26 protein-coding genes and 1 tRNA gene are annotated in these 25,331 nt (G+C 43.8%); 2 read left to right on the forward strand and 25 right to left on the reverse strand.

Annotated features, from left to right (window positions below; all coding sequences use genetic code 11):
* Positions 1-105: 105 nt before the first annotated feature.
* From MKY42_RS32590 to rpsF, 11 genes are all read right to left on the reverse strand, one after another.
* Positions 106-1,359, reverse strand: a complete 1,254-nt coding sequence (locus tag MKY42_RS32590; RefSeq protein WP_090902684.1) for an MFS transporter — start codon at positions 1,357-1,359, stop codon at positions 106-108.
* A 2-nt stretch (positions 1,360-1,361) separates the two neighbouring features.
* Positions 1,362-1,889 carry a helix-turn-helix domain-containing protein gene (locus MKY42_RS32595; protein WP_179262279.1) on the reverse strand — a complete coding sequence of 176 codons (528 nt, stop codon included), beginning with the start codon at positions 1,887-1,889 and terminating at the stop codon, positions 1,362-1,364.
* A gap of 469 nt (positions 1,890-2,358) precedes the next feature.
* Entirely contained in the window at positions 2,359-3,324 is a 966-nt protein-coding gene (locus MKY42_RS32600) for a dipeptide ABC transporter ATP-binding protein (protein WP_090902680.1), read from the reverse strand.
* A 1-nt stretch (position 3,325) separates the two neighbouring features.
* Positions 3,326-4,297, reverse strand: coding sequence for an ABC transporter ATP-binding protein (locus MKY42_RS32605; RefSeq protein ID WP_090902678.1), 972 nt, complete (start codon positions 4,295-4,297; stop codon positions 3,326-3,328).
* Between the two features lie 10 nt (positions 4,298-4,307).
* Positions 4,308-5,231 (reverse strand): oligopeptide ABC transporter permease, encoded by a 924-nt coding sequence (opp4C, locus tag MKY42_RS32610; protein WP_090902676.1) that lies wholly within the window; start codon positions 5,229-5,231, stop codon positions 4,308-4,310.
* 12 nt (positions 5,232-5,243) lie between these two features.
* A complete protein-coding gene (locus MKY42_RS32615; RefSeq protein ID WP_090902674.1) occupies positions 5,244-6,206 on the reverse strand; it encodes an ABC transporter permease in 963 nt (320 codons plus the stop codon).
* Between the two features lie 76 nt (positions 6,207-6,282).
* Entirely contained in the window at positions 6,283-8,025 is a 1,743-nt protein-coding gene (locus MKY42_RS32620; RefSeq protein ID WP_090902672.1) for an ABC transporter substrate-binding protein, read from the reverse strand.
* Positions 8,026-8,736: 711 nt separating this feature from the next.
* Positions 8,737-9,330, reverse strand: a complete 594-nt coding sequence (locus MKY42_RS32625; protein ID WP_179262277.1) for a M15 family metallopeptidase — start codon at positions 9,328-9,330, stop codon at positions 8,737-8,739.
* Between the two features lie 219 nt (positions 9,331-9,549).
* Positions 9,550-9,822 (reverse strand): 30S ribosomal protein S18, encoded by a 273-nt coding sequence (gene rpsR / locus MKY42_RS32630; RefSeq protein WP_062327715.1) that lies wholly within the window; start codon positions 9,820-9,822, stop codon positions 9,550-9,552.
* A gap of 55 nt (positions 9,823-9,877) precedes the next feature.
* Positions 9,878-10,363: a single-stranded DNA-binding protein gene (ssb, locus tag MKY42_RS32635; protein WP_024629535.1), complete on the reverse strand. Its 486-nt coding sequence runs from the start codon at positions 10,361-10,363 to the stop codon at positions 9,878-9,880.
* Positions 10,364-10,414: 51 nt separating this feature from the next.
* Positions 10,415-10,708, reverse strand: coding sequence for a 30S ribosomal protein S6 (gene rpsF / locus MKY42_RS32640; RefSeq protein ID WP_024629534.1), 294 nt, complete (start codon positions 10,706-10,708; stop codon positions 10,415-10,417).
* A 201-nt stretch (positions 10,709-10,909) separates the two neighbouring features.
* On the opposite strand from rpsF, the gene MKY42_RS32645 reads away from it, so the two are divergent.
* On the forward strand, positions 10,910-11,104 hold the full coding sequence (locus MKY42_RS32645; protein WP_024629533.1) for a YjzC family protein: 195 nt from the start codon (positions 10,910-10,912) through the stop codon (positions 11,102-11,104).
* Between the two features lie 420 nt (positions 11,105-11,524).
* On the opposite strand, the gene MKY42_RS32650 is transcribed toward MKY42_RS32645, so the two are convergent.
* The 4 genes from MKY42_RS32650 to MKY42_RS32665 all read right to left on the reverse strand — a co-directional run bounded on the left by MKY42_RS32650 (position 11,525) and on the right by MKY42_RS32665 (position 13,147).
* A tRNA-Ser gene (locus tag MKY42_RS32650) sits at positions 11,525-11,615 on the reverse strand.
* A gap of 113 nt (positions 11,616-11,728) precedes the next feature.
* Positions 11,729-11,938, reverse strand: a complete 210-nt coding sequence (locus MKY42_RS32655; RefSeq protein ID WP_090902668.1) for a DUF951 domain-containing protein — start codon at positions 11,936-11,938, stop codon at positions 11,729-11,731.
* Complete coding sequence (locus MKY42_RS32660; RefSeq protein ID WP_179262275.1) at positions 11,928-12,869, reverse strand: mechanosensitive ion channel family protein; 942 nt, start codon at positions 12,867-12,869, stop codon at positions 11,928-11,930. The genes MKY42_RS32655 and MKY42_RS32660 overlap by 11 nt, the downstream gene beginning before the upstream one ends.
* Before the next feature lie 14 nt (positions 12,870-12,883).
* Entirely contained in the window at positions 12,884-13,147 is a 264-nt protein-coding gene (locus MKY42_RS32665; protein WP_029880815.1) for a DUF3343 domain-containing protein, read from the reverse strand.
* A gap of 117 nt (positions 13,148-13,264) precedes the next feature.
* Between MKY42_RS32665 and yyaC the strand changes: the two genes are divergently transcribed.
* Positions 13,265-13,870: a spore protease YyaC gene (gene yyaC, locus MKY42_RS32670; RefSeq protein WP_024629529.1), complete on the forward strand. Its 606-nt coding sequence runs from the start codon at positions 13,265-13,267 to the stop codon at positions 13,868-13,870.
* On the opposite strand, the gene MKY42_RS32675 is transcribed toward yyaC, so the two are convergent.
* From MKY42_RS32675 to MKY42_RS32720, 10 genes are all read right to left on the reverse strand, one after another.
* Entirely contained in the window at positions 13,845-14,345 is a 501-nt protein-coding gene (locus tag MKY42_RS32675) for a DUF4446 family protein (protein WP_090902664.1), read from the reverse strand. The genes yyaC and MKY42_RS32675 overlap by 26 nt on opposite strands.
* 236 nt (positions 14,346-14,581) lie before the next feature.
* Entirely contained in the window at positions 14,582-15,742 is a 1,161-nt protein-coding gene (locus MKY42_RS32680; RefSeq protein ID WP_090902663.1) for an aminotransferase class V-fold PLP-dependent enzyme, read from the reverse strand.
* Positions 15,743-15,906: 164 nt separating this feature from the next.
* On the reverse strand, positions 15,907-16,752 hold the full coding sequence (locus MKY42_RS32685; protein WP_024629526.1) for a ParB/RepB/Spo0J family partition protein: 846 nt from the start codon (positions 16,750-16,752) through the stop codon (positions 15,907-15,909).
* Positions 16,745-17,506, reverse strand: a complete 762-nt coding sequence (locus MKY42_RS32690) for an AAA family ATPase (protein ID WP_024629525.1) — start codon at positions 17,504-17,506, stop codon at positions 16,745-16,747. The genes MKY42_RS32685 and MKY42_RS32690 overlap by 8 nt, the downstream gene beginning before the upstream one ends.
* Positions 17,507-17,691: 185 nt before the next feature.
* Complete coding sequence (gene noc, locus MKY42_RS32695; protein WP_339847812.1) at positions 17,692-18,510, reverse strand: nucleoid occlusion protein; 819 nt, start codon at positions 18,508-18,510, stop codon at positions 17,692-17,694.
* Between the two features lie 750 nt (positions 18,511-19,260).
* Entirely contained in the window at positions 19,261-19,983 is a 723-nt protein-coding gene (rsmG, locus tag MKY42_RS32700; protein WP_076287179.1) for a 16S rRNA (guanine(527)-N(7))-methyltransferase RsmG, read from the reverse strand.
* A complete protein-coding gene (mnmG, locus tag MKY42_RS32705) occupies positions 19,983-21,872 on the reverse strand; it encodes a tRNA uridine-5-carboxymethylaminomethyl(34) synthesis enzyme MnmG (protein WP_339847814.1) in 1,890 nt (629 codons plus the stop codon). Before mnmG ends, rsmG begins: the two co-directional genes overlap by 1 nt.
* Positions 21,873-22,100: 228 nt before the next feature.
* Positions 22,101-23,477 (reverse strand): tRNA uridine-5-carboxymethylaminomethyl(34) synthesis GTPase MnmE, encoded by a 1,377-nt coding sequence (gene mnmE / locus MKY42_RS32710; RefSeq protein ID WP_339847817.1) that lies wholly within the window; start codon positions 23,475-23,477, stop codon positions 22,101-22,103.
* Positions 23,478-23,697: 220 nt separating this feature from the next.
* On the reverse strand, positions 23,698-24,399 hold the full coding sequence (gene jag / locus MKY42_RS32715; RefSeq protein ID WP_090902655.1) for an RNA-binding cell elongation regulator Jag/EloR: 702 nt from the start codon (positions 24,397-24,399) through the stop codon (positions 23,698-23,700).
* Complete coding sequence (locus tag MKY42_RS32720; protein ID WP_090902654.1) at positions 24,396-25,280, reverse strand: YidC/Oxa1 family membrane protein insertase; 885 nt, start codon at positions 25,278-25,280, stop codon at positions 24,396-24,398. Before MKY42_RS32720 ends, jag begins: the two co-directional genes overlap by 4 nt.
* Positions 25,281-25,331 lie beyond the last annotated feature (51 nt).

The following is a 25,331-nucleotide window of genomic DNA, read 5'->3' on the forward strand; positions in this document are numbered from 1 at the left end:
TATAACTTTAAATATCGCAGTATTCTATCTCCTATTTTCCAATCAAAAGCTCAATTTAGACAACAAGTGAGTTACCCTAACATTAGTTTGCCTGTGTATCAGTAATTAAGATATAAATGCTCTGTCAGTTACATTCTGAGCATTCGGAAGCGAACGTGTTTTATAGTCCAACATCCAATAGATTCCGACCATTATAACTACAAAACCACTCCATCCAATAACCTCCCTTCCATCCACCATCTGACCCACAATTCCTCCTATTAAGGAACCAATAGGCATAGCAATTCCACTCAGGCTATAAGCAGCTGAAAAAACTCTTCCTAGCAGATTCGTAGGTATACCCTTTTGCAGATAAGTATTAATCAAAATGTTGGTTACACCACCAGGAAACCAAGCTAATCCGTATACGAATATCATCAACCACGGATAGGGACAAAAAACAGAGAGCGTCCACAGCAAGCCACTAAGCATGAAAGCTACGGCATAAATTTTCCCCATTCCTATTGATTCTAACCTAAGATAAGGTGCCGACAAAGCTCCTAATAAACTTCCCAACGCTTGGGCCATTAGCAATAAGCCATATATCTCTGCACCTCCATATCCCTTACTGAATTGCGGCAAAACGACAAATGTTGCACCGCCCACCAAATTAATCAGGATTATTCCAAAAAGAAGGCGTGAAACTGTTTTGTTAAATAAGATTTGAATACCTTCTGTGAGTTCAGAACCATATTTCTTGACAATCTGTATTAGATTGTTAGGTTCCTCTCCCCTTGACTCAAGGTGCTTGACCCTGGAGACTTTAATCATAGCAAAGAGGAGCGTACTCATCATGAACATAACCGAATCAAGAAGATAGATGGAAATTGCCCCAATGGATACCAACAGTATTCCTGCGAGAGCGTTGCAGCCCGTTTCAATGCCTTGATTGGCAAAGGTGAACATGGAATTAGCCTTGGAGAGATTTCGATCCTCAACAAATTGTGGTAGGGAGGACATCTGGGCCGGATAGACAAACATGTTGAACGTGGAGATAATGGGAGAGACGATAAGAACAAGACCCACAGTTAGGAAACCCATGTAGTGAGCAATGGGAATTAATAAAAGCAATACCGCCTGTATTAACTGTGTATAGATTAGAAGAGAACGGATATTAACCCGATCGATTATAGGACCTGAAAAAAATTGAATAAACCTAGGAATTATCGTAAGAAACCCAGCTAATCCTGTATAAAAAGTAGATCCTCCCAATTCAGAGACCAACCACATCGCTGCTACGGCATAAAGGGAATCTCCGATATTCGTGACCACTCTCCCAAGAAACATGAGTAAAAAATTACGGTTACGCAGCATACTCATTGTTACACCTCCGTATTGTCACCTGTTTCTTTTTTCTCCTTTGTTGACTTAATCTGGATTCCTACGCTATACTCCTGACTTATTGTTAAATCATTATCCGTCGTATGCATTGACGTTTTATCCACCCACCTCTCAAGCAGCTGTTTAAATTCTTCATGTAATTCATCCTTTTGATCGTTGGTAAGATCCAAACGAAGGATCAATTTGGTTACATTACTCGAGTCAAACTCATCAGCCAACACGGGATCGACAGCTCCAGATCCTATCGTATTGAACCATTTAGAGCGGGACAGGTAATATTTTTCAGTAACTCCGCCAACTTTTTTTTCCTCTACCATCTTAATCAGTCCACCATCATACAATTTCATCATATGGTAATGGACATTCCCCCCTGATTCTCCGAGCATATCCGCTACTTGTTTTGCCGTCCTTGGAGTATGTAGCAACTGTTTAATAATTCGTACTCGAAGCGAATGCCCCAACAGCTTCGCTTGCTCAATAGAAATGTTAAAAGATTCATCGCCGCTCATTCATGTTACCTCCTCTTCAAAAGTAATCACACTAACGATCTGATTTTATAGATTGACGATCTGCATAATTAGATTATCATGCTAATCCGATTCTGTATACCCTTATTTTTCCTAAAAATTGCTTAAATTTTTATCTTTTCTTTTGTTCAATACCTGCTCGACCCCGTTGTTATATGATAGAATTTTTTTCATATGTCGACCCTTCCTAAAAATAACGTTCTGTAAATTATGATGTTTTCTATCTCCGTACGTGGGGATGTATACAATACATTTAAGTCATGTGAAACTAAAATTATGATTTTATCTAAATAACTTTTATATAAAGTTCCCCTTTTATTGTGTTAAAAACAAAAAAAGCACAACTGACGGCAATATTGCCAATCACTTGTGCTTTTTTAAGATGGCTTTCCAACTCGTTCAGAACCCCAATTCCTTAAGCTGGACATGCCCATATTTAACTCTTTACTCGTTAGACCAGGTGACAAGCTACAAAATGTTGAGATCCAACATCACGATATTCTGGTACTTGTTGTTTGCAAATATCAGTCGCCAGCGGACATCGCGTATGAAATTTGCAGCCGGACGGTGGATTGGCTGGACTCGGAATGTCCCCTTTCAGGACAATTCGCTCACGACGCAACGTTGGATCCGGTATAGGAACTGCAGACAGCAGCGCCTTGGTATATGGATGAAGCGGATTGCGAAACATTTCTTCCTTGCTTGCCATCTCTACCATGGAACCAAGATACATAACCCCGATACGGTCACACAAATGCTCCACCACACTAAGGTCATGGGAAATGAAAAGATAGGTAAGCTGTTTCTCCTGTTGCAGATCACTCAATAGATTTATAATTTGAGCCTGAATAGATACATCTAGGGCGGATACAGGCTCGTCCGCTACGATAAAATCAGGATTCATAATCAATGCCCGAGCAATACCGATACGCTGTCGTTGTCCGCCGGAAAATTCATGTGGATAACGATCATAATGATAGGCCGCAAGCCCGCAAATTTTTAGTGTCTCAATGACTCTGTCCTTCACTTCACTCCGGCTACATAGGCCATGGTCAATAAGAGCCTCACCAATGGCTTCGCCTACCTTGATTCTTGGATTAAGCGAACTAAATGGGTCCTGGAACACAATCTGCATTTTTGGTCGAAGGGAACGCAGCTTCGTTTTATCCAATGCATGTATGTCCTCACCCTTAAACACAACCTTGCCATCCGTCTTATCCAACAAACGGAGGATTGTACGACCAATCGTACTTTTACCGCAACCGGACTCGCCTACAAGTCCGAAAGATTCACCTTTATTAATCTGAAAAGAGACGTCATCTACGGCTCTTACGTTTCCAACTACCCGTTTAAATACTCCGCCAGTGATTGGAAAATATTTTTTGAGATTTTGTATCTCGATCAATGCCTCAGCCATATTATTTCGCCCCCTCTTCATACAACCAGCAAGCAACTTTATGGCCAGTAGCGTCAGTATGTAGAGGTGGTTCCTTCTCACGGCATACATTCATACAAAACTCACATCTGTCGTGGAAGTGGCAATTCTGTCCCAATTCAATAGGATTAGGAACCTGACCCGGGATGGAATACAGTCTATCCTGCTTCTGATTGATCACTGGCTTGGCTTTTAACAAGCCCTGTGTGTATGGATGCTTGGGTGACTTGAACAGCTCGTAAACCGAAGCCTCTTCAATCACTTTACCTGCATACATGACAACCACATAATCGGCCATTTCTGCAACGACTCCTAGATCATGAGTAATTAGCATAATGGACGTATTTATTTTATCTTTGATGTCACGCATCAAGTCCAGAATCTGAGCCTGAATCGTAACATCCAATGCAGTTGTCGGCTCATCAGCAATTAAGAGTTTAGGATTGCAACTCAGCGCAATTGCAATCATAATTCGTTGCCTCATGCCACCACTGAGTTCATGCGGATAAGAATCATATATTTTCTCAGGGCGAGGAATTCCCACCAATGTAATTAACTCGATCGCGCGCGCCTTTGCTTCCTTACGGCTCAACAGTGTATGGAGCAATATGGGTTCGGTAATTTGCTCTCCAATCGTCAGTACCGGATTCAGAGAGGACATCGGTTCCTGGAAAATTACAGATATATCATTACCACGAATTTGACTCATATCACCTTTGCTAAGCTTCAGAAGATCCTTGCCTTCAAACAATATTTCCCCGCCCGCAGGAGGGGTATCCACGAGGCGCATCAGAGACATCGCTGTAACACTTTTTCCGCAACCTGATTCACCCACAACACAGAGAGTCTCTCCTTCACGGATATTGAAACTCACGTCATCGACGGCTTTCACGACTCCAGCAGAGGTATGAAAATGCGTTTTGAGATTACGGAATTCAACTAAGTTTTTTGCCATATCGCATCTCCTACTTCTTCATTTTTGGATCAAGCGCATCACGCAGTCCGTCACCAATCAAGTTAATCGCTACAACCGTTATTAATATGCATATTCCCGGAGGAATCCAGAGCCATGGTCTTTTACGGAATTCGATAATACCGTTCGCCTCAGAAATCATATTCCCCCAGGATGGAGTTGGTGGAACTACCCCAAGTCCCAAATAACTTAGCGCAGATTCAGCCAAAATTGCAGAAGCCACACCCAGCGTAGCGGATACAATAATAATTGGAACAGTATTGGGAAGTAAATGTCTAAATATTTTACGCCGATCGCGTAATCCTAGTGCCTCAGTAGCTTGCATAAACTCTTGCTCCCGAAGCGTTAGAATCTGTCCACGAACCAGTCTTGATAGACCCGGCCACGACAGAACACCCAGAATCAGCATCAGAAAATAAATCCGGTCCTGTGGAGGTACCTTCAAATCAGACAACAACGCCCCTAAAATGATTAGAAGAGGCAGCGTAGGAATCGACATAAAGATCTCAGCAATACGCATGATAAATGAATCAATAAATTTTCTGTAAAATCCCGCCAAGGCACCGAGTGTGGCGCCTAAAACAACTGAAATAACGGTAGCGACCACTCCGACCATAATCGAGATCCGGCCAGCCAACATTACGCGCAGTAACACATCGCGACCCAACTTGTCTGTTCCCAACCAGTGCGCGCTGCTCGGTGATTGGTTTTTATCTATTACCTTATAATCGTTTATGTTATACGGAGAGATCCACGGTCCAAAGAAACAAATGAGAACCATCAATACAAGTATTAAAAGTCCTGCTAATGCGAGCCGATTCCGGGAAAAGCGTCGTACTGCAATCCGCCAAGGAGAATCGGGCTGCTGGACAGGAACCTGTGCTTTCGATTTTAGTGGTGCAGCCTCAAGTGACAATGATATCTCCTCCTACTTCAATCTAATTCTGGGATCTGCTACCCCATAGAGAACATCCGACAAAAGCGTACCTAGAAGGGTCAACGCAGCCATAAAGATAGTGAATCCAAGCATAAACGGATAATCACGCATCGTTATGGACTCCAGATAGACCTGTCCTACGCCTGGCCATACAAAGATTTTCTCAAGGATAATAGCTCCACCGAACAGAGCTGGCAATTCAAATCCCATAAGAGTGATGGCAGGAAGCATGGCATTGCGAAGTGCATGTTTAAAAATAACTGTTCTTTCCTTCAATCCTTTTGCACGGGCTGTACGAATATAATCCTGACGGATGACCTCAAGCATACTCGTTCTGAAATAGCGAGTAAGGCTTCCTGTACTTAACATTGTTAAGACCAGTACCGGCATAATAGCATGATAACCGATGTCCATAATCATGTCCCATGTAGATCCTGTTTGACCAGCTGTAGTCATTCCTCCGACAGGCATCAACCTGAGATCAATTGCAAGGAACTTGATTAGAACCAATCCTATAAAAAAGGATGGAAGAGACATACATAAAAATACAGCCATGGTGACTATTTTATCGAAAAACGAGTATTGAAATTTAGCTGAAAATACACCGGTAAAGATTGCTATGATCCATGAGAGAATCAAGCTCAGAAAAGCGATGATAAATGAATTCCACACATAATCCCCGATAACGTCCGTGACCGGACGTTTGTGTTGTAACGAATCGCCCATGTTACCGGTAAGCATGTTACCCACCCAAATAAAGTACCTCTCTACAGGGCCCTTATCTAGTCCGTAAATTTCTCTTAACTGCGCTGCCTTTTCTGCTGTCATACTCGGGTTTTGCTGAGCCGTAATATAATCACCTGGAACCAATGTTGTGATCGCGAAGACAATGATTGTAATTCCGAGCATTGTCGGAATCATTTGCAGCAGCCGCCGGATAATGTACTGCTTCATAATATTCCTCCTGGGTCAGAAGTGGATAAGCTCAGCTCTGGCGAGAGCTGAGCTTATCGATTTCATGTTGATATTCTTATTGTTCCAGTTCTGCTTTGTACAGATCTACTACAAACTTTTTATAAGGAGTAATATCCAAGCCGTTCACACGACCGTTGATTGCCCAGCCATCTCTTCTTTGATACATCAGAATGTCTGCAATATCCTTATTCAACTCTTGATAGGCTTTTGCATAAATTTCTTTACGTTTCTCAAGGTCAAGTTCTCTTTTACCTTGTTTCATTAGATCATCATAAGTTGTATTGGAGTATTTAATACGATTTTGTGCTCCATTTGACAAATAAACTGTCGAGTCGGGATCAGGCGTCAACCCCCATGCCATAAAGTACATATCGAAATCGCCTTTGTCTGTTTTATCCAAGATTGCGTTAAAATCTAGTGTTTCTGCTACAATATCAATTCCAAGTTCTTTATAGTTTGCTGTCATAATTGGCAGGATAGCATCTACAACAGGGTTCTCGGATGTACCGGAAAAGTCAATTTTAAATTTCTCTCCGTTTTTCTCACGAATACCGTCGCTTCCTACAGTCCATCCAGCTTCATCCAGCAGAGATTTTGCTTTTTCGATATCGAATTCATATTTCTCGATACCTTCATCTGTATAAGCCCAGGATTGCTTCGATTGAGGAACGTTGATAACATCTGCGAATTTACCATAAACGGCTTCTACAATCTCGGCACGATTCAAACCGTATACAAGGGCTTGTCTTACTTTAGGATCTTTAAATTTTTCTTTTTCATGGTTCATACCAATGTAGCCATATCCATTAGTAGGGAAGATATTGATGTCCAGGAACCCGAGTGCTTGCAAAGCTTCTACGTTATCTTCATCTACAGTGACCATATCCATATCGATTTCACCAGTTTCGAGCATAGCGAGTTTAGTCTCGTCTGTAGTGGACTTGAAGATGACATTTTTGATTTTTGGGGCACCAGCAAAATAATTCTCATTGGCCACCATTGTTACTTCTTGACCTGGTTTGAAAGAAGTCAAAATATATTGACCCGTACCCAGTGGTTTATCATTCAGAGCTTTAACCGTCTCTACGTTACCTTGTTTATAGTCCTTACCATAGTAATGTTCTGGGAGGAAAGCTATGCCACCCAAAAAATCTTTGGTCAAGGCAGTCACTTCAGTGACTTCAACTTCCACTGTATTATCATCAATGATTTTTACACCAGAAATTTCATTTGATTTTCCATCGTAATACTCTTGTCCACCTTTAATTGAATAGGACAATGGATCAGAAGAGCCGTCATAGCTCTTGTCATGGAGAACTTTCAATGCGAAGTAGAAATCTTTAACCGTCGCAGGTGTACCATCTGTGTAAGTTACGCCTGGCTTCAGCTTAAAGGTGTACTTTAGACCGTCATCACTGACATCGATGCTTTCAGCAAGGTACGGCGAATATGTCCCGTCACCATTAATGGTCTCAAAACTGTCAAACACCAGCAGGTTGATCATATCATCGTAAGCTGAGTCCTGAAATAAAGGGTTAAAGACCCCTTTAGGTGAGGTGGTACCTACAACTAATGTGTCTTTACGGTTTGTAGCGGTTGATGGATTCAGCGACATGTCAGTTGCTTCAAATAGACCATCGTTTTGAGTCGAATCTTCCGGAGTCGGATTCTCAGTCTGCGTTTCTGTTTTCGGTGTGTCTCCTGGAGTTGGTTCAGCGCTCTCTCCACTAGAACATGCTGCCAGTACAGTTACCAACATTAGCATGATGACCAGCATTAAAGAAAATCTCTTCTTCATGAAAATCCCCCTCGAAAGTTTTCTGATTTCTCACTTCTAATAAATTATCTGGATATAAATATCCATGAATAATTACGCATATTGGCTCATGCTGTGAAATCTTGATGTAAACTATCTAGGAATGATGGATTTAGACCGATGGTCAATTAATACTGACAATTCCTAGCGGGATTATAACGCAAAATAATTAATGTAATCATACGTGTAAATTTAGGTGACGTCAATGCTTAATTTGAGATTTATGGTATAAATGTTTTTTATAGCACAGTTTTGGGTATTGTTATACGTTAAAGGGAATAAATCAAGGGATTTTAGAGCCAATTGGATGCTTTTGATGGTAGAGTTTGAATCTTAAAAATACCGATTATCTAAATACATGACATTATCATTACACATGTTGTGTAGTTATATGTTAGAAATGTAGATATAACAAACTATTATGTTAGGTATGAGGGAATTGTGGAGGTCTTATTTCGTTTGGAAGTGAAATTGATTTCTATCCAAATTCTGTACTTTTAGAGGTGTAAATTAGATACTACTAAAGGATTGGAGTTAAATTTCTAGTTATTATAGTATAGTTTCATTTAATCGCTCATGTAAAGAACAAATTGTCATCTTTTATCATTTATTTTACAAAAGCAAGCAAAAAGCCCTGCAAAATGCAAGGCTTTTCTAATATTTATACATATACATGTATATATAATATCCTATTTACTGTGTGTCCGGTGGTCTTTTCCCACGCTTCAAATCGTTGATACTTAAACCAAAGTCCATCTGCAAGTGAGGATAATCCGGGAAGTTAGCCCAATCTCCGCCCCACGTAAACCCTAGTTCTTTGGCAAGCTCCACAACTTCCAGCCAATCGGCCTTTCCATTGCCATTATCATCACGTTCCATATCCCACACTACATCTCCTTCAGGAGTCCGCAGTGCAAAATCAATAGCCAAACCATAGTTGTGATAGGACTCTCCCCCTTTGGCGTTGGTAACGATATTTCCGGCAATGGAACGTCCTTGATTATAGAGGGCATCTTGTTCCTCCATGCTGCGAAAATCATGTGTAATCACGACTTCAATTCCTCGTCTAGCCGCCTTTCGAACCAACAACTTCTCACTTTCCGCAACTAACGGGTGCAACCCTGTGATCGGCACTGTTTCTTGTTCGTTGGTTTGTGGCCATAGATCATAGGTATCTCCTTTTTGCTGTAACCATACATATATAATGGAAAGCAACAACGTAGCTGCGATCCAAAATCGCAGACTACTCTTGCGTCTCTGTTTTACTTTACGTTTGGATGTATTCATGCTCTCTCCTGATGGTGGAATCTGTATTCGTTCATACTCACGCTATCTGATATCAGCAATAATAGACTCTATTATAAATCATTTACGCCCGAATTGCTTCTCTATCGCCGCAGCTCCTTACGTTATCCAATTACTAGGAGAGAACTACCTGAATGTATTCTAGGATGCAAAAAAGCAGCCGGCTATAAGCCGACTGCTTTGTATCCATGCTGAGTAAGACTACTCAGTTGTGTATGGCAGCAATGCGATTTGACGGGAGCGTTTGATGGCAATCGTCAGCATGCGTTGATATTTAGCGCTAGTACCTGTTACACGGCGTGGCAAAATTTTTCCGCGCTCGCTGATAAATTTACGAAGCAAGTCCGTATCTTTATAATCGATGTGAGTAATTTTGTTAGCTGTGAAGAAGCACACTTTACGACGTTTGTTACGGCCGCCACGGCGAGCCGGTCTTTTATCGTTGTCTCCGCCTTCTCTTTGCTTGAAGCTCATGCTTTTCAGTCCTTTCCTATCGTTTAGCCAATCACTCTAAGAGTGTCGGCTCACGTTAAAATGGCAAATCATCATCCGATATATCAATCGGTTTTCCGTCATCGGAAAAAGGATCCTGATTGTTGCTACGCGAATTGTTGTTATTGTTCGCGCGCCCGCCGCCTCCGTAAGAAGGCTCTTCACGCATTGGTTGCCCACCGCCGCCACCGTTATTATCACGGTTAGCTGACTCCAAGAAACGGACGTTATCGGCAATGACTTCGGTCACGTATACACGTTTTCCTTCGTTATTCTCGTAATTCCGTACTTGAATGCGTCCTTCGACTGCAGCTAGGCGTCCTTTGCGCAAATAGTTTGCACAAGTCTCAGCAAGCTGTCTCCAGGTTACGACCGGAATGAAATCCGCTTCCCGTTCTCCCCCTTGGCTTGTAAACGGTCTGTCCACTGCCAAAGTAAATTGCGTTACAGCTACTCCAGCTGGAGTATAACGCAACTCAGGATCCCGGGTTAACCGGCCGATCAGAATGACACGGTTCAACAATGTAATCCCCTCCTTCAGAGCGTATTGGTGCGTTGATCACGAGTTATCGTCTTAAGCAGACTTAACGTCGTTTGTAATGAGATAACGAATTACTTCGTCAGAAATCTTCATGAGACGCTCAAGTTCAGTAACTACTGCTGGTTCAGCAGTGAAGTGTACCAATACATAAACACCATCACGGAATTTCTTGATCTCATACGCAAGACGGCGTTTACCCATAACGTCGTGAGCTGTAACTTCACCACCGCCGTTGGAGATGATGCCTTGGAATTTATCGACTGTAGCTTGAACAACTTCTTGCTCAACGTCAGGACGAATAATGTACATCACTTCATATTTGCGCATAATTTTCACCTCCTTATGGACTCTGGCCCTCAATCTAGGTTGAGAGCAAGGAACGAGCACAAACTCGAACTATATTAATATAACAAAAATGGCGTCTCAATGCAAGCAAACGTTCCCTCTTCTTATTACACATGATCATAACTCCAATGGAGCACACTACAGAAGCAACATTGAAATCCATTATGCCAAGGAGGTTTTATCATGGGTGAAAAAACCGAGTTTGAACCAGGAGACAAAGCTCCAAACGATGGCGAATACACCGAGGTTGGTGAGAAGAGCTTTCATACGGAGATTAACAATCCGAAACGGGTAACTCTCCAAAAGGGTGAAGCTTTCCCTGAAACAAGCAATCAGAATCGCAAGTGGAAAAAGCTTACCAAAGCCCGCGTCCACTAAAGCGTAAAGTTTCTTTTCAGACTGCTGTATATAAAACGTACTAATGCACATAATACAATCAGGCGATGCACGAGAGAGGTGTGGTTCCGTTGGACAACGAAGCCGAACATTCACTGTTGGAGATTCATCACGTAATTTAAGAAGCAAGATGGTTGTGTGTAAGGCTTTGTCTGAAGCACGAGTATTGCTACCTGCAGTACACCAAGTTTCTGATCGTTACGACCGATTGTTTCCTAACAAACCGAATGCATCGCCGGATGAAGAGCCCTTAGGGGCTCTTTGTTTTTTCAATTACAAATGATTATTAGACAACAAAATTAAAAATAAAAGACCTTCCATCTGGAAGGCCTTTTTGCATGTATAGAGCTCAAAACACGTTGAGTAAGTTGTTCAATTACAATTTCAGGCAAGATCTATTAGTGGCGGAAAGGGTGGGATTCGAACCCACGCACGCTGTGACACGCCTAACTGATTTCGAGTCAGCCCCCTTGGGCCTCTTGGGTACCTTTCCGCAGCAATAATGATTATAGCATGATCATTTACAGAACGCAATACCTCAGCTATGCTTACATGTAAACGTTATTATGGAGTGCGAAAAGAGGAAACATTAGCCGCATTATTCCATTAGGATTCAGTCGAATCCTCTGCCGAACGAAGCACTTTTTTCATGTTTTTCTCGAATTTCGCTCTGGGAATTAATACGCTGTGTTTACACCCTACACACTTGATGCGAATATCCATACCCATCCGGATAATCTCCATTTCATTGCTACCACATGGATGCTGCTTCTTCATCTGCACAATGTCCCCAAGCTGGAAAATTTTACGCTCCACCTATGCCATCCCCCTCATCCTTCTCCTGAGCTGCTGCTTGCTCTAATGCTGCCCGATTGCTCATCTCATGATACTCCAGTGTTTTCTTCACATCACTCTGAATTTGACGCTCTACAGATGCTCTGGAGTTCGGCAGGCACTCAGCAACAATGCGAACCACATATTCCGAGGTAGACATCGACTGGATACCAAGCACGTCAGGTACTTTAACGATGTTCAGATCACGATCCTCAATTCCAGTCAATGCTCTTTTCACCAAATGCACTGACTCGTCCAGGGTCTGCTCACCCTTCATCGGAATATCCACAACTGCAAGGGAATTCGACATTGAGAAATTGGTTACACTTGCAATCGTACCATTTGGAATGATGTGCACCTCACCTTGCCAGCTAACCAGTTTGGTCGTTCTCAGGCCAATGACCTCAACCGTTCCTTTATAGGTACCTGTTTGAATAACATCGCCTACCGCGAATTGATCCTCCAATATAATGAAGAACCCGGTAATAACATCCTTAACCAAGCCCTGAGCACCAAAACCGATAGCCAGTCCAAGTACTCCCGCACTCGCTAACAATGGTCCAACTTTGACATTGATCTCAGATAACAGTAACAGAATCATAATGAAATTACATGTTATGGAGGTCGCATTTTTCATCAATTCTCCAACCGTTATAAATCTCCGCGGATTGACGCGAATCTTGCCTTCCTGCTTACGTGCCATCGTGCGATCTATAATACGTGATACAATCTTAATCACAATACGCGTAATAATGAAAATAATAACGATGCGGATCGAACTGAACAGAATATTAAACCACATATCTGCATCAGCGACTTTATCCCATAATCGGTCTGTCCAGCGAACTGCACTATTTATTGTTTCTTTCACATCCGGGCTAGTATCATTCTGAGCAAACTTAAATGGCAACATAGATCAAACCTCCTCTACATGGGTATGTTATCATAGCTGTCAGCGGTTTTGAAATAGAGGCCACGGATCTCCACAAATTCGTTACGAATGATCTGCTTCACTCTCTCCAGATCTTCTTTTGGAAACTGAATACATAGAGCACAGCCCGCTGTGATCTCTTTTGGGGTAGGAAATAAGTCGATCTCAATCTCGGCAAACTCCAGCAGCATTTCTGCCCGCAGCGCCTGCTGGGTGGAATCAAAAGCAATCAGCATCCAATCATCTATCCACTCGTCCATGTCCGGCTCCTTTCACAATACATTCATCCCTTTGAAAAAGCTTGTCCCCACGAAGTATAAAACGTTCTATCCTTCCATATACTGTTACTACTATCTCCAAGGGAAAGGATAGATCCTATGAATCCCATTTCACATTCCTTCTCATCTCAAGACATGGCCAGCCTGAAAATCCCACATACAGATCCAGGCATTCACTCAGCCATCATTCATCGTTTAATGTTTCATCTCTATAAAGCTCATTCTTTGCAAAATGTAGTTGTCGTCTGTATCGGTACAGATCGCTCTACGGGGGACTGTCTTGGTCCACTCGTCGGCTCGTCGCTTGCCAAGTGGGACAGCCCTCTATTCCATCTCTATGGCACATTGGATGAACCCGTACATGCAATGAACCTGCAGGACACCCTACACAAAATACACACCACACATCACAACCCTTATGTGATCGGCATTGATGCCTGTCTCGGACAGTCTTCGAGTGTTGGATGTATCCAGGTCGTGAATGGACCGCTCAAACCAGGAGCGGGTGTAAATAAAGAATTACCGCCGGTCGGCGATATCCATCTTACAGGTATCGTTAACGTCGGCGGCTTTATGGAATACTTTGTTTTGCAGAACACACGTCTCAGTCTCGTCATGCGCATGTCCGAGATTATATCCAGCAGTCTCTACTCCGCCATTCGCGAATGGCATACCCGTTCTACTCTGCTTGCTGTGCCAGAGTAATGGCTTCCTTTTCCTCAGGGGAAAGAGTATACGTGGACTCTCCCCCTTTAAGAGGTTTGGCATATACATAGGAACCATCTCGATTATAGATACCGGTGAGTACCATACCGTCCTGGCTATCGTTAACCATCGCCATGGAGAAACTTAGGTCACTGCCAAGCTCCCCATAAGCGTTGTACCGTTTCACGCCCACTTTCCCCTGAATACGGGTCAGCTTCTGCATGACAGCCTGTAACTGATCCGTTTGCAGTGTATGCTCATCCTCAATGCTGTCCATCTGAATTTTCAGATTGATTAACAGCGACTCCAGATCTTCCACTCCACTGCCAGCCATCATGGCCTCATATTTCCGTTTAAACTTCCGTAGCTTTGCGGCCTGAGCAATACTTATGATAAGCAAAATCACCAAAAGTAATGCCATGCCGCCAATAATCCATATCAGCTGTTCCAGAATCAGCTCATTTAATTCAGCCATGTAGTGCAACTACCCCTCTGTTGGTTTGTTCAGGTTAACGTTTGTAGCTTCAAACGTACTCCAATCATCGATCCATTTCAGCCAATTAAAATCATCCAAACACTCTAATGTAACCCTCAAGCATACCCTTATTATTCACCAGGTAACCCATACGGTTAATCACTCGTTTTGGCCTCTTGCCTCTTTTGCTTTTTGCTTCTTCAAGCCATTGAAATTCATGTTTTATTCGAGCTGATTTATACCGATTTCGATGCTGTTAACTCGATAACCGCTTCGATCAACGCATCGACATCTTCTCTTGATGTACTATACCCCACACTCGCTCTGACAGCCCCACTTGCCGTGGTTCCAGCCGACTCATGTGCAAGAGGTGTGCAATGAAAACCTGAACGCACAGCAATGCCATAATTTCGATCTAATTGAAATGCGAGTTGAGCCGAATCATATCCTTCAACAGTAAAGGATAACAATCCGGTACGCGCCTGTCCAATTTCAGGACCAAGCATTCGAATCCCATGTACTGATGATAACCCATCCATCATATGCTGAGTCAAATCCCACTCCTGTTTATATATGAATTCAGGCGTCAGTTCAAGCACATGCTGCACTCCCGCTGCCAAACCTGCTATACCCACGGTATTCGGCGTACCCGCCTCATAACGATCAGGACGAACAAGAGGCTGCTCAATCGCCTCGGATTGGCTTCCTGTCCCTCCGTGAAGCAGTGGTTGCACATCCAGCTCAGGAGCGATGTACAGCCCACCCGTTCCCTGCGGTCCCAACAGTCCTTTATGCCCTGGAAAGGCAAGCATATCGATCCCAAGCTGCTTCACATCCACAGGAATAATTCCAGCACTTTGAGCAGCGTCAACAAGCAACGTCACCTGATGTTTTTGACACATCAGCGCAATTTCACCAATGGGCAGAATACTCCCCAGCAGGTTCGAACTATGCGTGCAGACAACCAATCTTGTATTGGAACGAAACAACCGTGCGAATTGGACCAGATCGATCTGCCCGGCAGCATTAACAGGTACATAATCAACCTCTACATTACGAGATCTGCGCATGTACTCCAGAGGCCGTCTTACTGAATTATGTTCAGCCATCGTAGCAATGACGTGGTCGCCTTCTCTTAACCACCCTTGAATAGCTAGATTCAAAGCTTCTGTGGTATTAGAACCCAAAGCAATATCATTGGCATTACGAACACCCAAAAGAGTGGATATCGCTTTTCTGGCACCAAATAAAACTCGGCTCGCCTGTACAGCCATTCGATGACTGCCTCTGCCCGGGTTCGCCCCTGCCACATCCAGAGCCTTCATCATGGCTTCCCCGACAGCAGGTGGCTTAGGCCAAGATGTCGCTGCATGATCCAGATAGATAACTCCCTCCACCTCATGACCACCTCTGTCCCTAATTGATCGTTCTGTCTGAGTGAATTCCCTATAAACATCCCTATAAACAAACAATGACATATCGTTTCTCCATGGTACAGAGGCGATATGTCATCACATGAAAAAGCCCCGCATGTTGTTCATCGATCTTGGAATCATGACTATTATTGTAACAGTTCCAACAGTCGCTCCAGATCTTGTTTGCTGTAGTAGTTGAGCTCAATTTTGCCTTTATCTTTGTTATGCTTAATTTTCACCGTTGTTTTGAACCGTTCACGTAAAGATTCTTCCAATGTGTCAATAAATGGATCTTTTTTCTTTAACTTGGATTTGGCTTTCGCTTCACCCGTTTTGGAACGATCCAATTGTTGAACAGCCTCTTCCAGTTCACGTACACTCCATTGCTGATCAATGGTTTGTTTTGCCAGCTGCTTCACAAGGCTCTCATCTTTAACACCGACGATAGCACGTGCATGTCCCATTGACAATGTTCCACGTGAAACATGATCCTTCACTTCTTCCGGCAATGATAACAAACGGAGGAAGTTAGCGATGTGAGAACGTGACTTACCTACCTTTACGGAGAGTTCTTCTTGGGTTAATCCGAATTGGTCCATCAATCCCTGATAAGCAACTGCAACCTCCATCGCATTCAGATTCTCCCGCTGCAGGTTCTCGATTAAAGCAATCTCCATAACCTGCTGATCACTGAAATTACGAACGACGGCAGGCACAGTGGCATTACCGCAATATTGGGAAGCTCTGAAACGCCGTTCACCAGCAATGATCTCATAACCTCTCAAAACAGGACGTACAATAATAGGTTGTATAACACCATGTTGACGGATGGATTCAGCGAGTTCATGTATTGCATCCTCATCAAATACTTTACGAGGTTGGTAAGGGTTAGCCCGCAGTTGACTTATCGGGATTTCTACGACTTTATCATCGTCATTAATTGAAAGCGAAGGAATGAGGGCATCAAGGCCTTTTCCAAGCCGCTTACTCATAAGAAATCACTTCCTTTGCGAGCTCTAAATAAACTTCAGCCCCTCGGGATCGAGGATCATACGTAATGATAGACTGACCATGAGAAGGTGCCTCACTAAGCCGCACATTGCGCGGAATAATGGTCTGATACACCTTTTGTTGAAAATACTTCTTCACTTCTTCAATGACTTGAATGCCCAGATTCGTACGAGCGTCAAACATCGTTAGCAATACCCCTTCAATCTGCAGGGATGTATTCAGATGCTTCTGCACCAAACGAACCGTGTTGAGCAATTGGCTCAACCCTTCGAGCGCATAATACTCACACTGTATCGGAATGATCACCGAATCGGAAGCTGTCAACGAGTTGATCGTTAACATGCCTAGGGAAGGTGGACAATCGATCAGTATGTAATCATAGTTTTTTTTCACCATGGCGAGTGATTTTTTCAGGCGAACTTCCCGTGATATCGTGGATACCAGTTCAATCTCGGCTCCGGCAAGCTGAATCGTTGCAGGTATGATATGAAGGCCTTCAATCTGAGTTTCCACAATCGCTTCCTGAGGGGGAACTTCATTAATGATGACATCATATATACAATTGGCCACATCTGCTTTGTTGATTCCGACTCCGCTGGTTGTATTCCCCTGGGGGTCAATATCGACTAGCAGCACCCTTTTCCCGAGCGAAGCCAGTCCTGCACCCAAGTTAACAGATGTCGTCGTTTTCCCCACACCGCCCTTTTGATTTGCTACGGCCATAATCTTAGACAATTACTTCACCTCAAATAAAATAGGAGTCTTTTCTTGTAGGTTGTGAGCTACAGTTAACAAAAAGCAGGTGGCTATCATCCACACAAACATCAACTACCGTTTCTTCATGGTGCTATTCTACGCTGTTCATGCCACTCTCAACTTTATAGACAGAAAAAGCGGCCCATTGCCGCCTTAAGCTTCAATCATTTGCGTTTCGGGATATGGATAACAATCTCGTAATGGTCCTCATGGTCCGCTTCCTTGGTTTTGATGTCTAGACCGGAGCCCGATACCATATCAATAGATTGACGAATCGTATTAAGTGCAAGTCTAACGTCCTTCGTGAAGGAGATACGTCTGGATTTTTTGATCTTCGAGGATTCCTTGTAAAAGGCTACTCGTGCTTCCGTTTGTTTTACATTCAACTCTTTATCAATAATCTCGCCGAGCAATTTCATTTGCAACTCTTCCGTATCCAACGAAAGCAAAGCTCTGGCATGACGCTCCGAAATCTTACGTTCCATCAGAGCTGTCTTAATGCCCTCCGGAAGCTGTAACAACCGGATTTTGTTGGCGATCGTCGACTGGCTTTTGCCTAATCGCTGCGCAAGACTTTCCTGTGTAAGTTGGTGCAGGTCAATCAATTTCTGATAAGCAACAGCCTCTTCAATGGAAGTGAGTCCCTCACGCTGCAGGTTTTCGATCAATGCGATGGACGCTGCCTGAGAGTCGTTGAATTCACGTACAATGGCCGGGATATGATCCAAACCAAGTTTTCGAACTGCACGCCAGCGACGTTCCCCGGCGATAATCTCATATGATCCATTTCGTACGCGGACGACAATCGGCTGTATTACGCCATGTGTCTTGATCGTCTGCAACAACTCATCAATTTTATCATCATCAAAAATAGTACGGGGCTGATATGGGCTGCTCACAATTTCATTGACCGGAATTTGTTTAATCTCATCTCCGTTATTGCGCTCCGCCAAACCAAACAACTTCGAAAATTGTTCTTTCATTCCGTATATTACCACCTAGTTTCGTAATAGCTCCCGCAAGGTGCAGGTGCTTCTTATTCAATATGCGACCCGTTCAAATGCTGTCGTTCTTCGAATAAGTTTTGCCTTCTATGACGCTTTCTGTAACCTATACAATCATGTTCAAAAAATCTATCTATACATATAATCTATGATCTCTGTAATCCAGGACCGGATACTTCTATTCTATCATCTTTTCTTCCATAATCCTATGTTTACCTATTCTTTAAACTCTCCTAATTTTCCTGCTTTTTCTTCATGAACATTAGCCATATGACTGCTTGGACACAATAAGATATAGAGAATCTTTGTAGACATGACCTGCTCATAGTAGCTGCGTTATGTATTCGTTGGATACCCTGTAAAATGGTTTTTCACATAACAAACTCGGTGGGAGAAAAACCTCTTCCTCGCGTGTCTTCCTATTCTACTTCTATCCTTATTGCTCTTCCTCTCTTTATAGACATTGCACCATTCTTTCAAGTATAGCTGTAACAAGAAACATTGGTTATTCATCAAAAAAATTCTGCGTCAAAATAATTGTTATCGATTCCGTTTTTCTCTGCTCTATGTGATCGGAAGGTAGGTGCTGTCTCAAGCCTAGATAAAAAAACAAAAAAGAGGATGTTTCACGTGAAACATCCTCTTTCCTCTTATTGAAAGTTCTTCATTAAATAAACGAAGAATGATCATCTTACAGTTTTAATACATACACACGTTGAGCGCCAAGAACTATACCAAAGGTGTTTTTAATGGTGTTCCTGGTTTACGTGGATATTTAAAAGGTGTCTTATCAAACTTCTGAATCAAAATGATATGACGTGCCGACTCTTCAACAGGCAGCTGGAACGGATGAACTGCTTTTACCCGTCCTTTCAGCTGGTTAAAGCTGAATTCAGCTTCCTTCATTTCTTCGCGCGGGTCTCCGCCCTTCATGGCAGCGAATAATCCACTTTTGCGAACAAATGGCAGACAGAATTCGTTAAGCACCGCTAGCTTAGCTACTGCACGCGCAGTAACGAGGTCGTAGCTGTCACGATATCCTTCTTTGCGTCCAAGCTCCTCCGCACGTCCATGAATCAATTCCACATCGGTCAAGCCAAGCGTATCCACAACATGCTGCAGAAAGCCGATACGTTTATTTAGCGAGTCAATGATGGTCAGCTTGATATGCGGAAAACAAATTTTAAGCGGTAGTCCTGGGAAACCAGCCCCTGAACCAATGTCTGCAAGTTTGTTTACCTTCGACATATCTGTATAGAATGCCAGCGATACCGAATCATAGAAATGCTTTGTATATACTTGTTCACGTTCGGTAATCCCGGTTAGATTCATCTTCTCATTCCAAGCTACCAGCTCCTGAAAATACAACTCGAATTGCTCCAACTGGCGTTCATCCAGCTCTAGTCCATGTTTCTTCAGGCGCCGTTGTAGCTGCTGTTGAATATCGTCCATTATTGTCCCCTTGCTGCGGTTACACGGTTATAATGCTCCAGGTAAACCAGCAGAATGGAGATATCCGCAGGTGTAACCCCGGCAATACGGGACGCCTGTCCTATCGAGATTGGACGAATCGTAGCGAGCTTCTGCTTTGCTTCCATAGCAAGGCCATGAATTTCGTCATATATAATCGTATCCGGAATTTTCTTTTTCTCCATTTTTTGCAAACGTTCCACGTGGATCAATTGTTTCTCAATATAACCCGCATATTTAATTTGAATTTCCACTTGCTCTTTCATATCTGCAGTCAGTGCCACCTCGGATGGGGAGATCTGCTCAATAAAGTCATACCCAATTTCTGGGCGACGCATCAATGTCAGAAGTGTGCTGCCATCCTGAATCGGTGTAGAACCGTTCTCTTCCAGCTTCGAATTTACTTCGACAGGGCGAACCTTTGCTGCCTTCAGACGAGCGACTTCCTGCTCTACTTTTGCCTTTTTATCAAGGAATTTGGCGTAACGCTCTTCAGAAATCAATCCAATATCATGACCAATTTCCGTCAAACGCATATCGGCATTATCATGACGAAGCAACAAACGGTATTCTGCACGGGAAGTCAGCAGACGATAAGGTTCATTCGTACCTTTGGTTACGAGATCATCAATCAGTACACCAATGTACCCTTGGGAGCGATCAAGTACGACAGGCTCTTTACCCTGTACTTTACGTGCAGCATTGATGCCTGCCATTACGCCTTGTCCTGCCGCTTCTTCATACCCGGAGGTACCATTAATCTGCCCTGCTGTGAACAGACCTGACAGACGTTTCGTTTCCAATGAAGGCCACAACTGTGTAGGCACCATCGCATCATATTCAATAGCGTAGCCGTTACGCATCATTTCTACTTTTTCCATACCCGGAATTGAACGAAGGACCGCCAATTGAACATCCTCTGGCAGACTCGTGGACAGACCTTGTACATAGTATTCGGATGTATTTTTGCCTTCTGGCTCCAGGAAAATCTGATGCTTCGGCTTGTCGCTGAAACGCACAATTTTGTCCTCGATCGATGGGCAATAACGCGGTCCGGTACCTTCAATAACACCTGAGAACATTGGAGCACGGTGAAGATTATCATTAATAATCTGGTGTGTCTCCACAGACGTATACGTCAACCAGCAGGGCAGCTGCTCATTATCGGAAGATTCCGTTTCATAAGAAAAGAACTTCGGCTCGTCATCACCTGGCTGAATTTCCGTTTTGCTAAAATCAATCGTATCCTTATGCACACGCGGTGGTGTACCTGTTTTAAAACGAACCAGGTCGAAACCAAGCTCACGCAGATGTTCGGATAACTTAAGAGAGGGCTGCTGATTATTTGGACCACTCTCGTACATCAACTCACCCATAATTACTTTACCGCGCAGATACGTACCTGTTGTCAAAACAACGGCTTTAGCCCGATACTCTGTACCCGTCTGAGTAACCACACCTACGCACTGTCCGTCTTCAACGATCAGGCGATCAACCATGCCTTGACGCATCGTCAGGTTGCGTTCATTCTCCATCGTTTCTTTCATCGTATGCTGGTAAGAGAATTTATCCGCCTGAGCACGAAGTGCATGCACAGCAGGTCCTTTGCCTGTGTTAAGCATTCGCATCTGGATAAAGGTCTTATCGATGTTGCGTCCCATTTCTCCACCAAGTGCATCAATCTCACGTACCACATGTCCTTTTGCCGGTCCCCCAATAGATGGGTTACAAGGCATGAAGGCCACCATATCCAGATTGATTGTAATCATCAATGTTTTCGAACCCATACGAGCTGCAGCCAGTGCCGATTCCACACCAGCATGTCCTGCCCCAACGACGATTACATCATAACTGCCGCCATCAAAAGCCATTCCAGTTTACCTCCTTTTGCCGCCGCACGCCTAAATTCATGCAAACGATCAATTTTTTGTAAAAAATGATGAAACACGCTCCGCGCTATACGCTATACGGAAAGCATTTCGATCTATATTAAGCCATCAAGTCTATAAGTACTTCAGACATATTCGCGGATTCTTTGACCACCCACAGATGGACTTTATTATCATACTACTTTTCAGAGCCGGTATGTTTGTCAGGTGTTATTTTCCGAGGCAGAATTGAGAGAAAATTTGATCAATCAACGCATCATGCGCTGTATCGCCCACGATCTCACCCAGCTGCTCCCATGCCAGACGAACATCAATCTGAATCATATCAATAGGAATCAGTTGCTCTGCCGCTTCATAGGCATCAATAAGCGACTGCTTCGCTTTTTTGAGCAAAGCAATATGACGCACATTGCTGACATACGTCAGGTCGGCCGACTCCAGCTTGCCACTGAAGAACAACGTCGAGATGGCATCTTCCAATCGGTCCACGCCAAAATCATCTTTCACCGACATCGGAACAAGCCTTTCCTCAGGGATATAACGAAGCAGCACTTCGCGGTCCGCCTGCGGCGCTAAGTCCATTTTATTCATAATAATTATGGATTGTCTACCGCGGATTTGTTCCAATAATTCAATCTCGTCCTCATGCAGTGGCTCGGCAGCATTGATAACCATCAATAACAGATCCGCCTCATTCACCGCAGAGCGAGAACGCTCGACCCCAATCTTCTCCACGACATCCATCGTTTCCCGGATACCTGCCGTATCGAGCAGCTTGAGCGGTATATTGTTAATCGTAACAAACTCCTCAATGACGTCACGCGTTGTACCCGGAATGTCCGTTACAATTGCGCGGTTGTCCTGGGCCAACGTATTGAGCAAGGAAGACTTCCCTACGTTGGGCCGGCCTACGATAGCGGTTGTGATGCCTTCACGCAGTATCTTGCCTTGCTCTGCGGTTACCAGCAATTTATCGATTTCAGTCATCACCTGACTGGATTTTTCTTTAATAAATTCAGAGGTTAGTGACTCTACATCATGCTCAGGATAATCGATATTGACTTCGATGTGAGCAAGTGTCTCCACCAGCGTGTATCTTAGCTCGCGCAGCTTGGACGACAATTTGCCCTCTACTTGCTTGAGTGCAACGGAGAAGGCCCGATCGGATTTGGAACGAATGAGATCCATGACTCCTTCCGCCTGGGATAGATCAATCCGTCCATTGAGAAAAGCACGCTTTGTGAACTCTCCGGGTTCAGCGAGACGAATATCGAGCTGCAACAGCAGATCCATGACCCGCTTAACCGAAACCACTCCACCATGCGCACTGATCTCCACAACATCTTCTGTTGTGAAGGAACGTGGCGCCCGCATCACCGTAACCAATACTTCCTCGATCTTCTCGCCAGTCCCCGGGTCTATAATATGACCGTAATGAACCGTGTGAGATGCTGCCTGTGTTAGTGGGGTTTTGCTGCGAAAAATTTTCTCCGTCTCCGACACCGCATCCGGGCCGCTCACCCGGATTACAGCGATACCCGCTTCTCCGACCGCTGTTGATATCGCTGTAATCGTATCACTAATCATCGTTATCTCTCCTTGCTCTATTTTAAAATTGCGCCCTCGGGGTGCTATATTATTTTCAATAATAGTTCAGTTGTTCGGTTACACATTGCTTCTAACCGCATCATTCATATCTTGATATGGCATAATTGAAGTCGCTCTATAGTTTTGGAAAAATACTTCTGTACGAAAAAAGCAATGGCTTCTGCACCGGGCAGGAAGCCATTGCGTCTTCAATTTCGCGTTATTTCGTCGTAATGACCACGCGCCGATTGGGCTCCTCGCCCTTGCTGTATGTTTTAATCTGCGAGTGATTTTGCAATTTCGCATGAATGACTTTGCGTTCGAGTGGCGGCATAGGCTCCAGCACAACTTCCTTGCCAGTGCGAATGGCCTGTCCAGCCAAACGTTCAGCCAGATCCTCCAGCGTCTTGCGTCGACGTTGACGGAAATTCTCAGCATCCAGTACGATGCGAACGAAACTTTCCGAATAACGATTTGCTACAATGTTCGTTAAATATTGAAGGGCATCCAGCGTCTGTCCACGTCTGCCAATAATCATGCCCAGATCTTCACCGGCAATATTGAAGATATGTCCGTCACGCTGTTTTTTGATATGCACTTCAACATCCAGTCCCATACCTGCTGCCACTTCTTTTAAGAAAGCCGCCGCTTCCTCATAGGGATTTTTAGCAGCCACACCCTCAAGGGTTGCTTCAACCTGAGGTATATGTGCGGCCGGCTTGATCGGCTGTGAAACAGGTTCGGGCACAGGCAGAAGTTTCACTTCCACTTTAGCGGCCTTCACCCCGATCAAACCCAGGAATCCTTTTGACGGCTGCTCTAACACTTGTATCTCGACCTTGTCCCGGCTCACGCCAAGCTCAGCCAATCCTTGGTTTACAGCATCTTCAACGGTTTTTCCTGACGCAATGACTTTGGTCATTTCGATTTTTTGGCCCCTTTCGAACCTTTTCCAGAGACAGTTGCCTTGCCACCGTTTTTGCGTTTAGCTCCATTTCCATTTTTGGAAGAGCTGGTCTGCTTCACGTTGACCTCAGCCACGACTTTATCATTATTCCGGTAAAGGAAATAGTTTTGCACGATCGTGTAGATGTTACTGTAGAACCAGTACAGTGGCAATGCAGCCGGGAACTGATACGACATAACGAAGATCAATATCGGGTACACCCACAGCATGAATTGCATCGGTCCAACCTGTTGTGCAGGGTTCATGCGCATCATCATCCACGTTTGAACGAATGTAGTGATGGCAGCCAGCACTGGTAAAATAAACAGGTGATCCGGCGCTCCGAGTTGAAGCCACAAGAAATCATGTGTTCTCAGACTCGAGTTTCCGTAAATGGAGTTATAAAGTGCGATGTAAATCGGCATCTGAATCAGAAGTGGTAGACAACCCGCCATCGGATTAACTTTGTTCTCCTGAAACAACTTCATTGTTTCTTGCTGTACTTTCTCAGGTGTATCTTTATACTTGGCTTGAATTTCTTTCAACTGCGGCTGAATAGCTTGCATCGCCTTCGAGCTGCGAACCTGCTTCATTGTCAGCGGCAAGATTAACGTCCGTACAATTAACACCATCACAAGGACGGCCAGTCCATATTCACCGTTAAACCAGTTGGCAAATGTGTCTAGCGCCAGTGAGAACCAATAAATAACATTGGCTTGCCAAAAAGAATCACTATTCTTCAGATCTTCCGTAGTAACCCCGGCTCCTTGTGGAGTACATCCGGCGAGTACAGTGACCATTGCAATGACTGCAATGAGGAGAATCCACTTCCCCTTTGATGTCTTCAATCGCGACACTTCATAACCCCTCTCTTAACCATTCCATTCCACCGTAAATCATACCATAAT

Source organism: Paenibacillus sp. FSL W7-1088 (genome assembly GCF_037969855.1).
In the GTDB taxonomy this organism is placed as follows: domain Bacteria; phylum Bacillota; class Bacilli; order Paenibacillales; family Paenibacillaceae; genus Paenibacillus.

Excerpts from the sequence above, each read along its gene's own strand:
- noc (WP_339847812.1), bottom strand. The coding sequence starts at position 18,510 with ATGAAAGAACAATTTTCGAAGTTGTTTGGTTTGGCGGAGCGCAATAAC.
- rpsF (WP_024629534.1), bottom strand. The coding sequence starts at position 10,708 with ATGCGCAAATATGAAGTGATGTACATTATTCGTCCTGACGTTGAGCAA.
- MKY42_RS32660 (WP_179262275.1), bottom strand. The coding sequence starts at position 12,869 with ATGTTGCCATTTAAGTTTGCTCAGAATGATACTAGCCCGGATGTGAAA.
- mnmE (WP_339847817.1), bottom strand. The coding sequence starts at position 23,477 with ATGATTAGTGATACGATTACAGCGATATCAACAGCGGTCGGAGAAGCG.
- rpsR (WP_062327715.1), bottom strand. The coding sequence starts at position 9,822 with ATGAGCTTCAAGCAAAGAGAAGGCGGAGACAACGATAAAAGACCGGCT.
- MKY42_RS32600 (WP_090902680.1), bottom strand. The coding sequence starts at position 3,324 with ATGGCTGAGGCATTGATCGAGATACAAAATCTCAAAAAATATTTTCCA.
- MKY42_RS32615 (WP_090902674.1), bottom strand. The coding sequence starts at position 6,206 with ATGAAGCAGTACATTATCCGGCGGCTGCTGCAAATGATTCCGACAATG.
- MKY42_RS32685 (WP_024629526.1), bottom strand. The coding sequence starts at position 16,752 with ATGAGTAAGCGGCTTGGAAAAGGCCTTGATGCCCTCATTCCTTCGCTT.
- yyaC (WP_024629529.1), top strand. The coding sequence starts at position 13,265 with ATGAATCCCATTTCACATTCCTTCTCATCTCAAGACATGGCCAGCCTG.
- MKY42_RS32595 (WP_179262279.1), bottom strand. The coding sequence starts at position 1,889 with ATGAGCGGCGATGAATCTTTTAACATTTCTATTGAGCAAGCGAAGCTG.
- MKY42_RS32590 (WP_090902684.1), bottom strand. The coding sequence starts at position 1,359 with ATGAGTATGCTGCGTAACCGTAATTTTTTACTCATGTTTCTTGGGAGA.
- MKY42_RS32645 (WP_024629533.1), top strand. The coding sequence starts at position 10,910 with ATGGGTGAAAAAACCGAGTTTGAACCAGGAGACAAAGCTCCAAACGAT.
- MKY42_RS32665 (WP_029880815.1), bottom strand. The coding sequence starts at position 13,147 with ATGGACGAGTGGATAGATGATTGGATGCTGATTGCTTTTGATTCCACC.
- MKY42_RS32605 (WP_090902678.1), bottom strand. The coding sequence starts at position 4,297 with ATGGCAAAAAACTTAGTTGAATTCCGTAATCTCAAAACGCATTTTCAT.
- MKY42_RS32675 (WP_090902664.1), bottom strand. The coding sequence starts at position 14,345 with ATGGCTGAATTAAATGAGCTGATTCTGGAACAGCTGATATGGATTATT.
- mnmG (WP_339847814.1), bottom strand. The coding sequence starts at position 21,872 with ATGGCTTTTGATGGCGGCAGTTATGATGTAATCGTCGTTGGGGCAGGA.
- rsmG (WP_076287179.1), bottom strand. The coding sequence starts at position 19,983 with ATGGACGATATTCAACAGCAGCTACAACGGCGCCTGAAGAAACATGGA.
- MKY42_RS32620 (WP_090902672.1), bottom strand. The coding sequence starts at position 8,025 with ATGAAGAAGAGATTTTCTTTAATGCTGGTCATCATGCTAATGTTGGTA.
- jag (WP_090902655.1), bottom strand. The coding sequence starts at position 24,399 with ATGACCAAAGTCATTGCGTCAGGAAAAACCGTTGAAGATGCTGTAAAC.
- MKY42_RS32625 (WP_179262277.1), bottom strand. The coding sequence starts at position 9,330 with ATGAATACATCCAAACGTAAAGTAAAACAGAGACGCAAGAGTAGTCTG.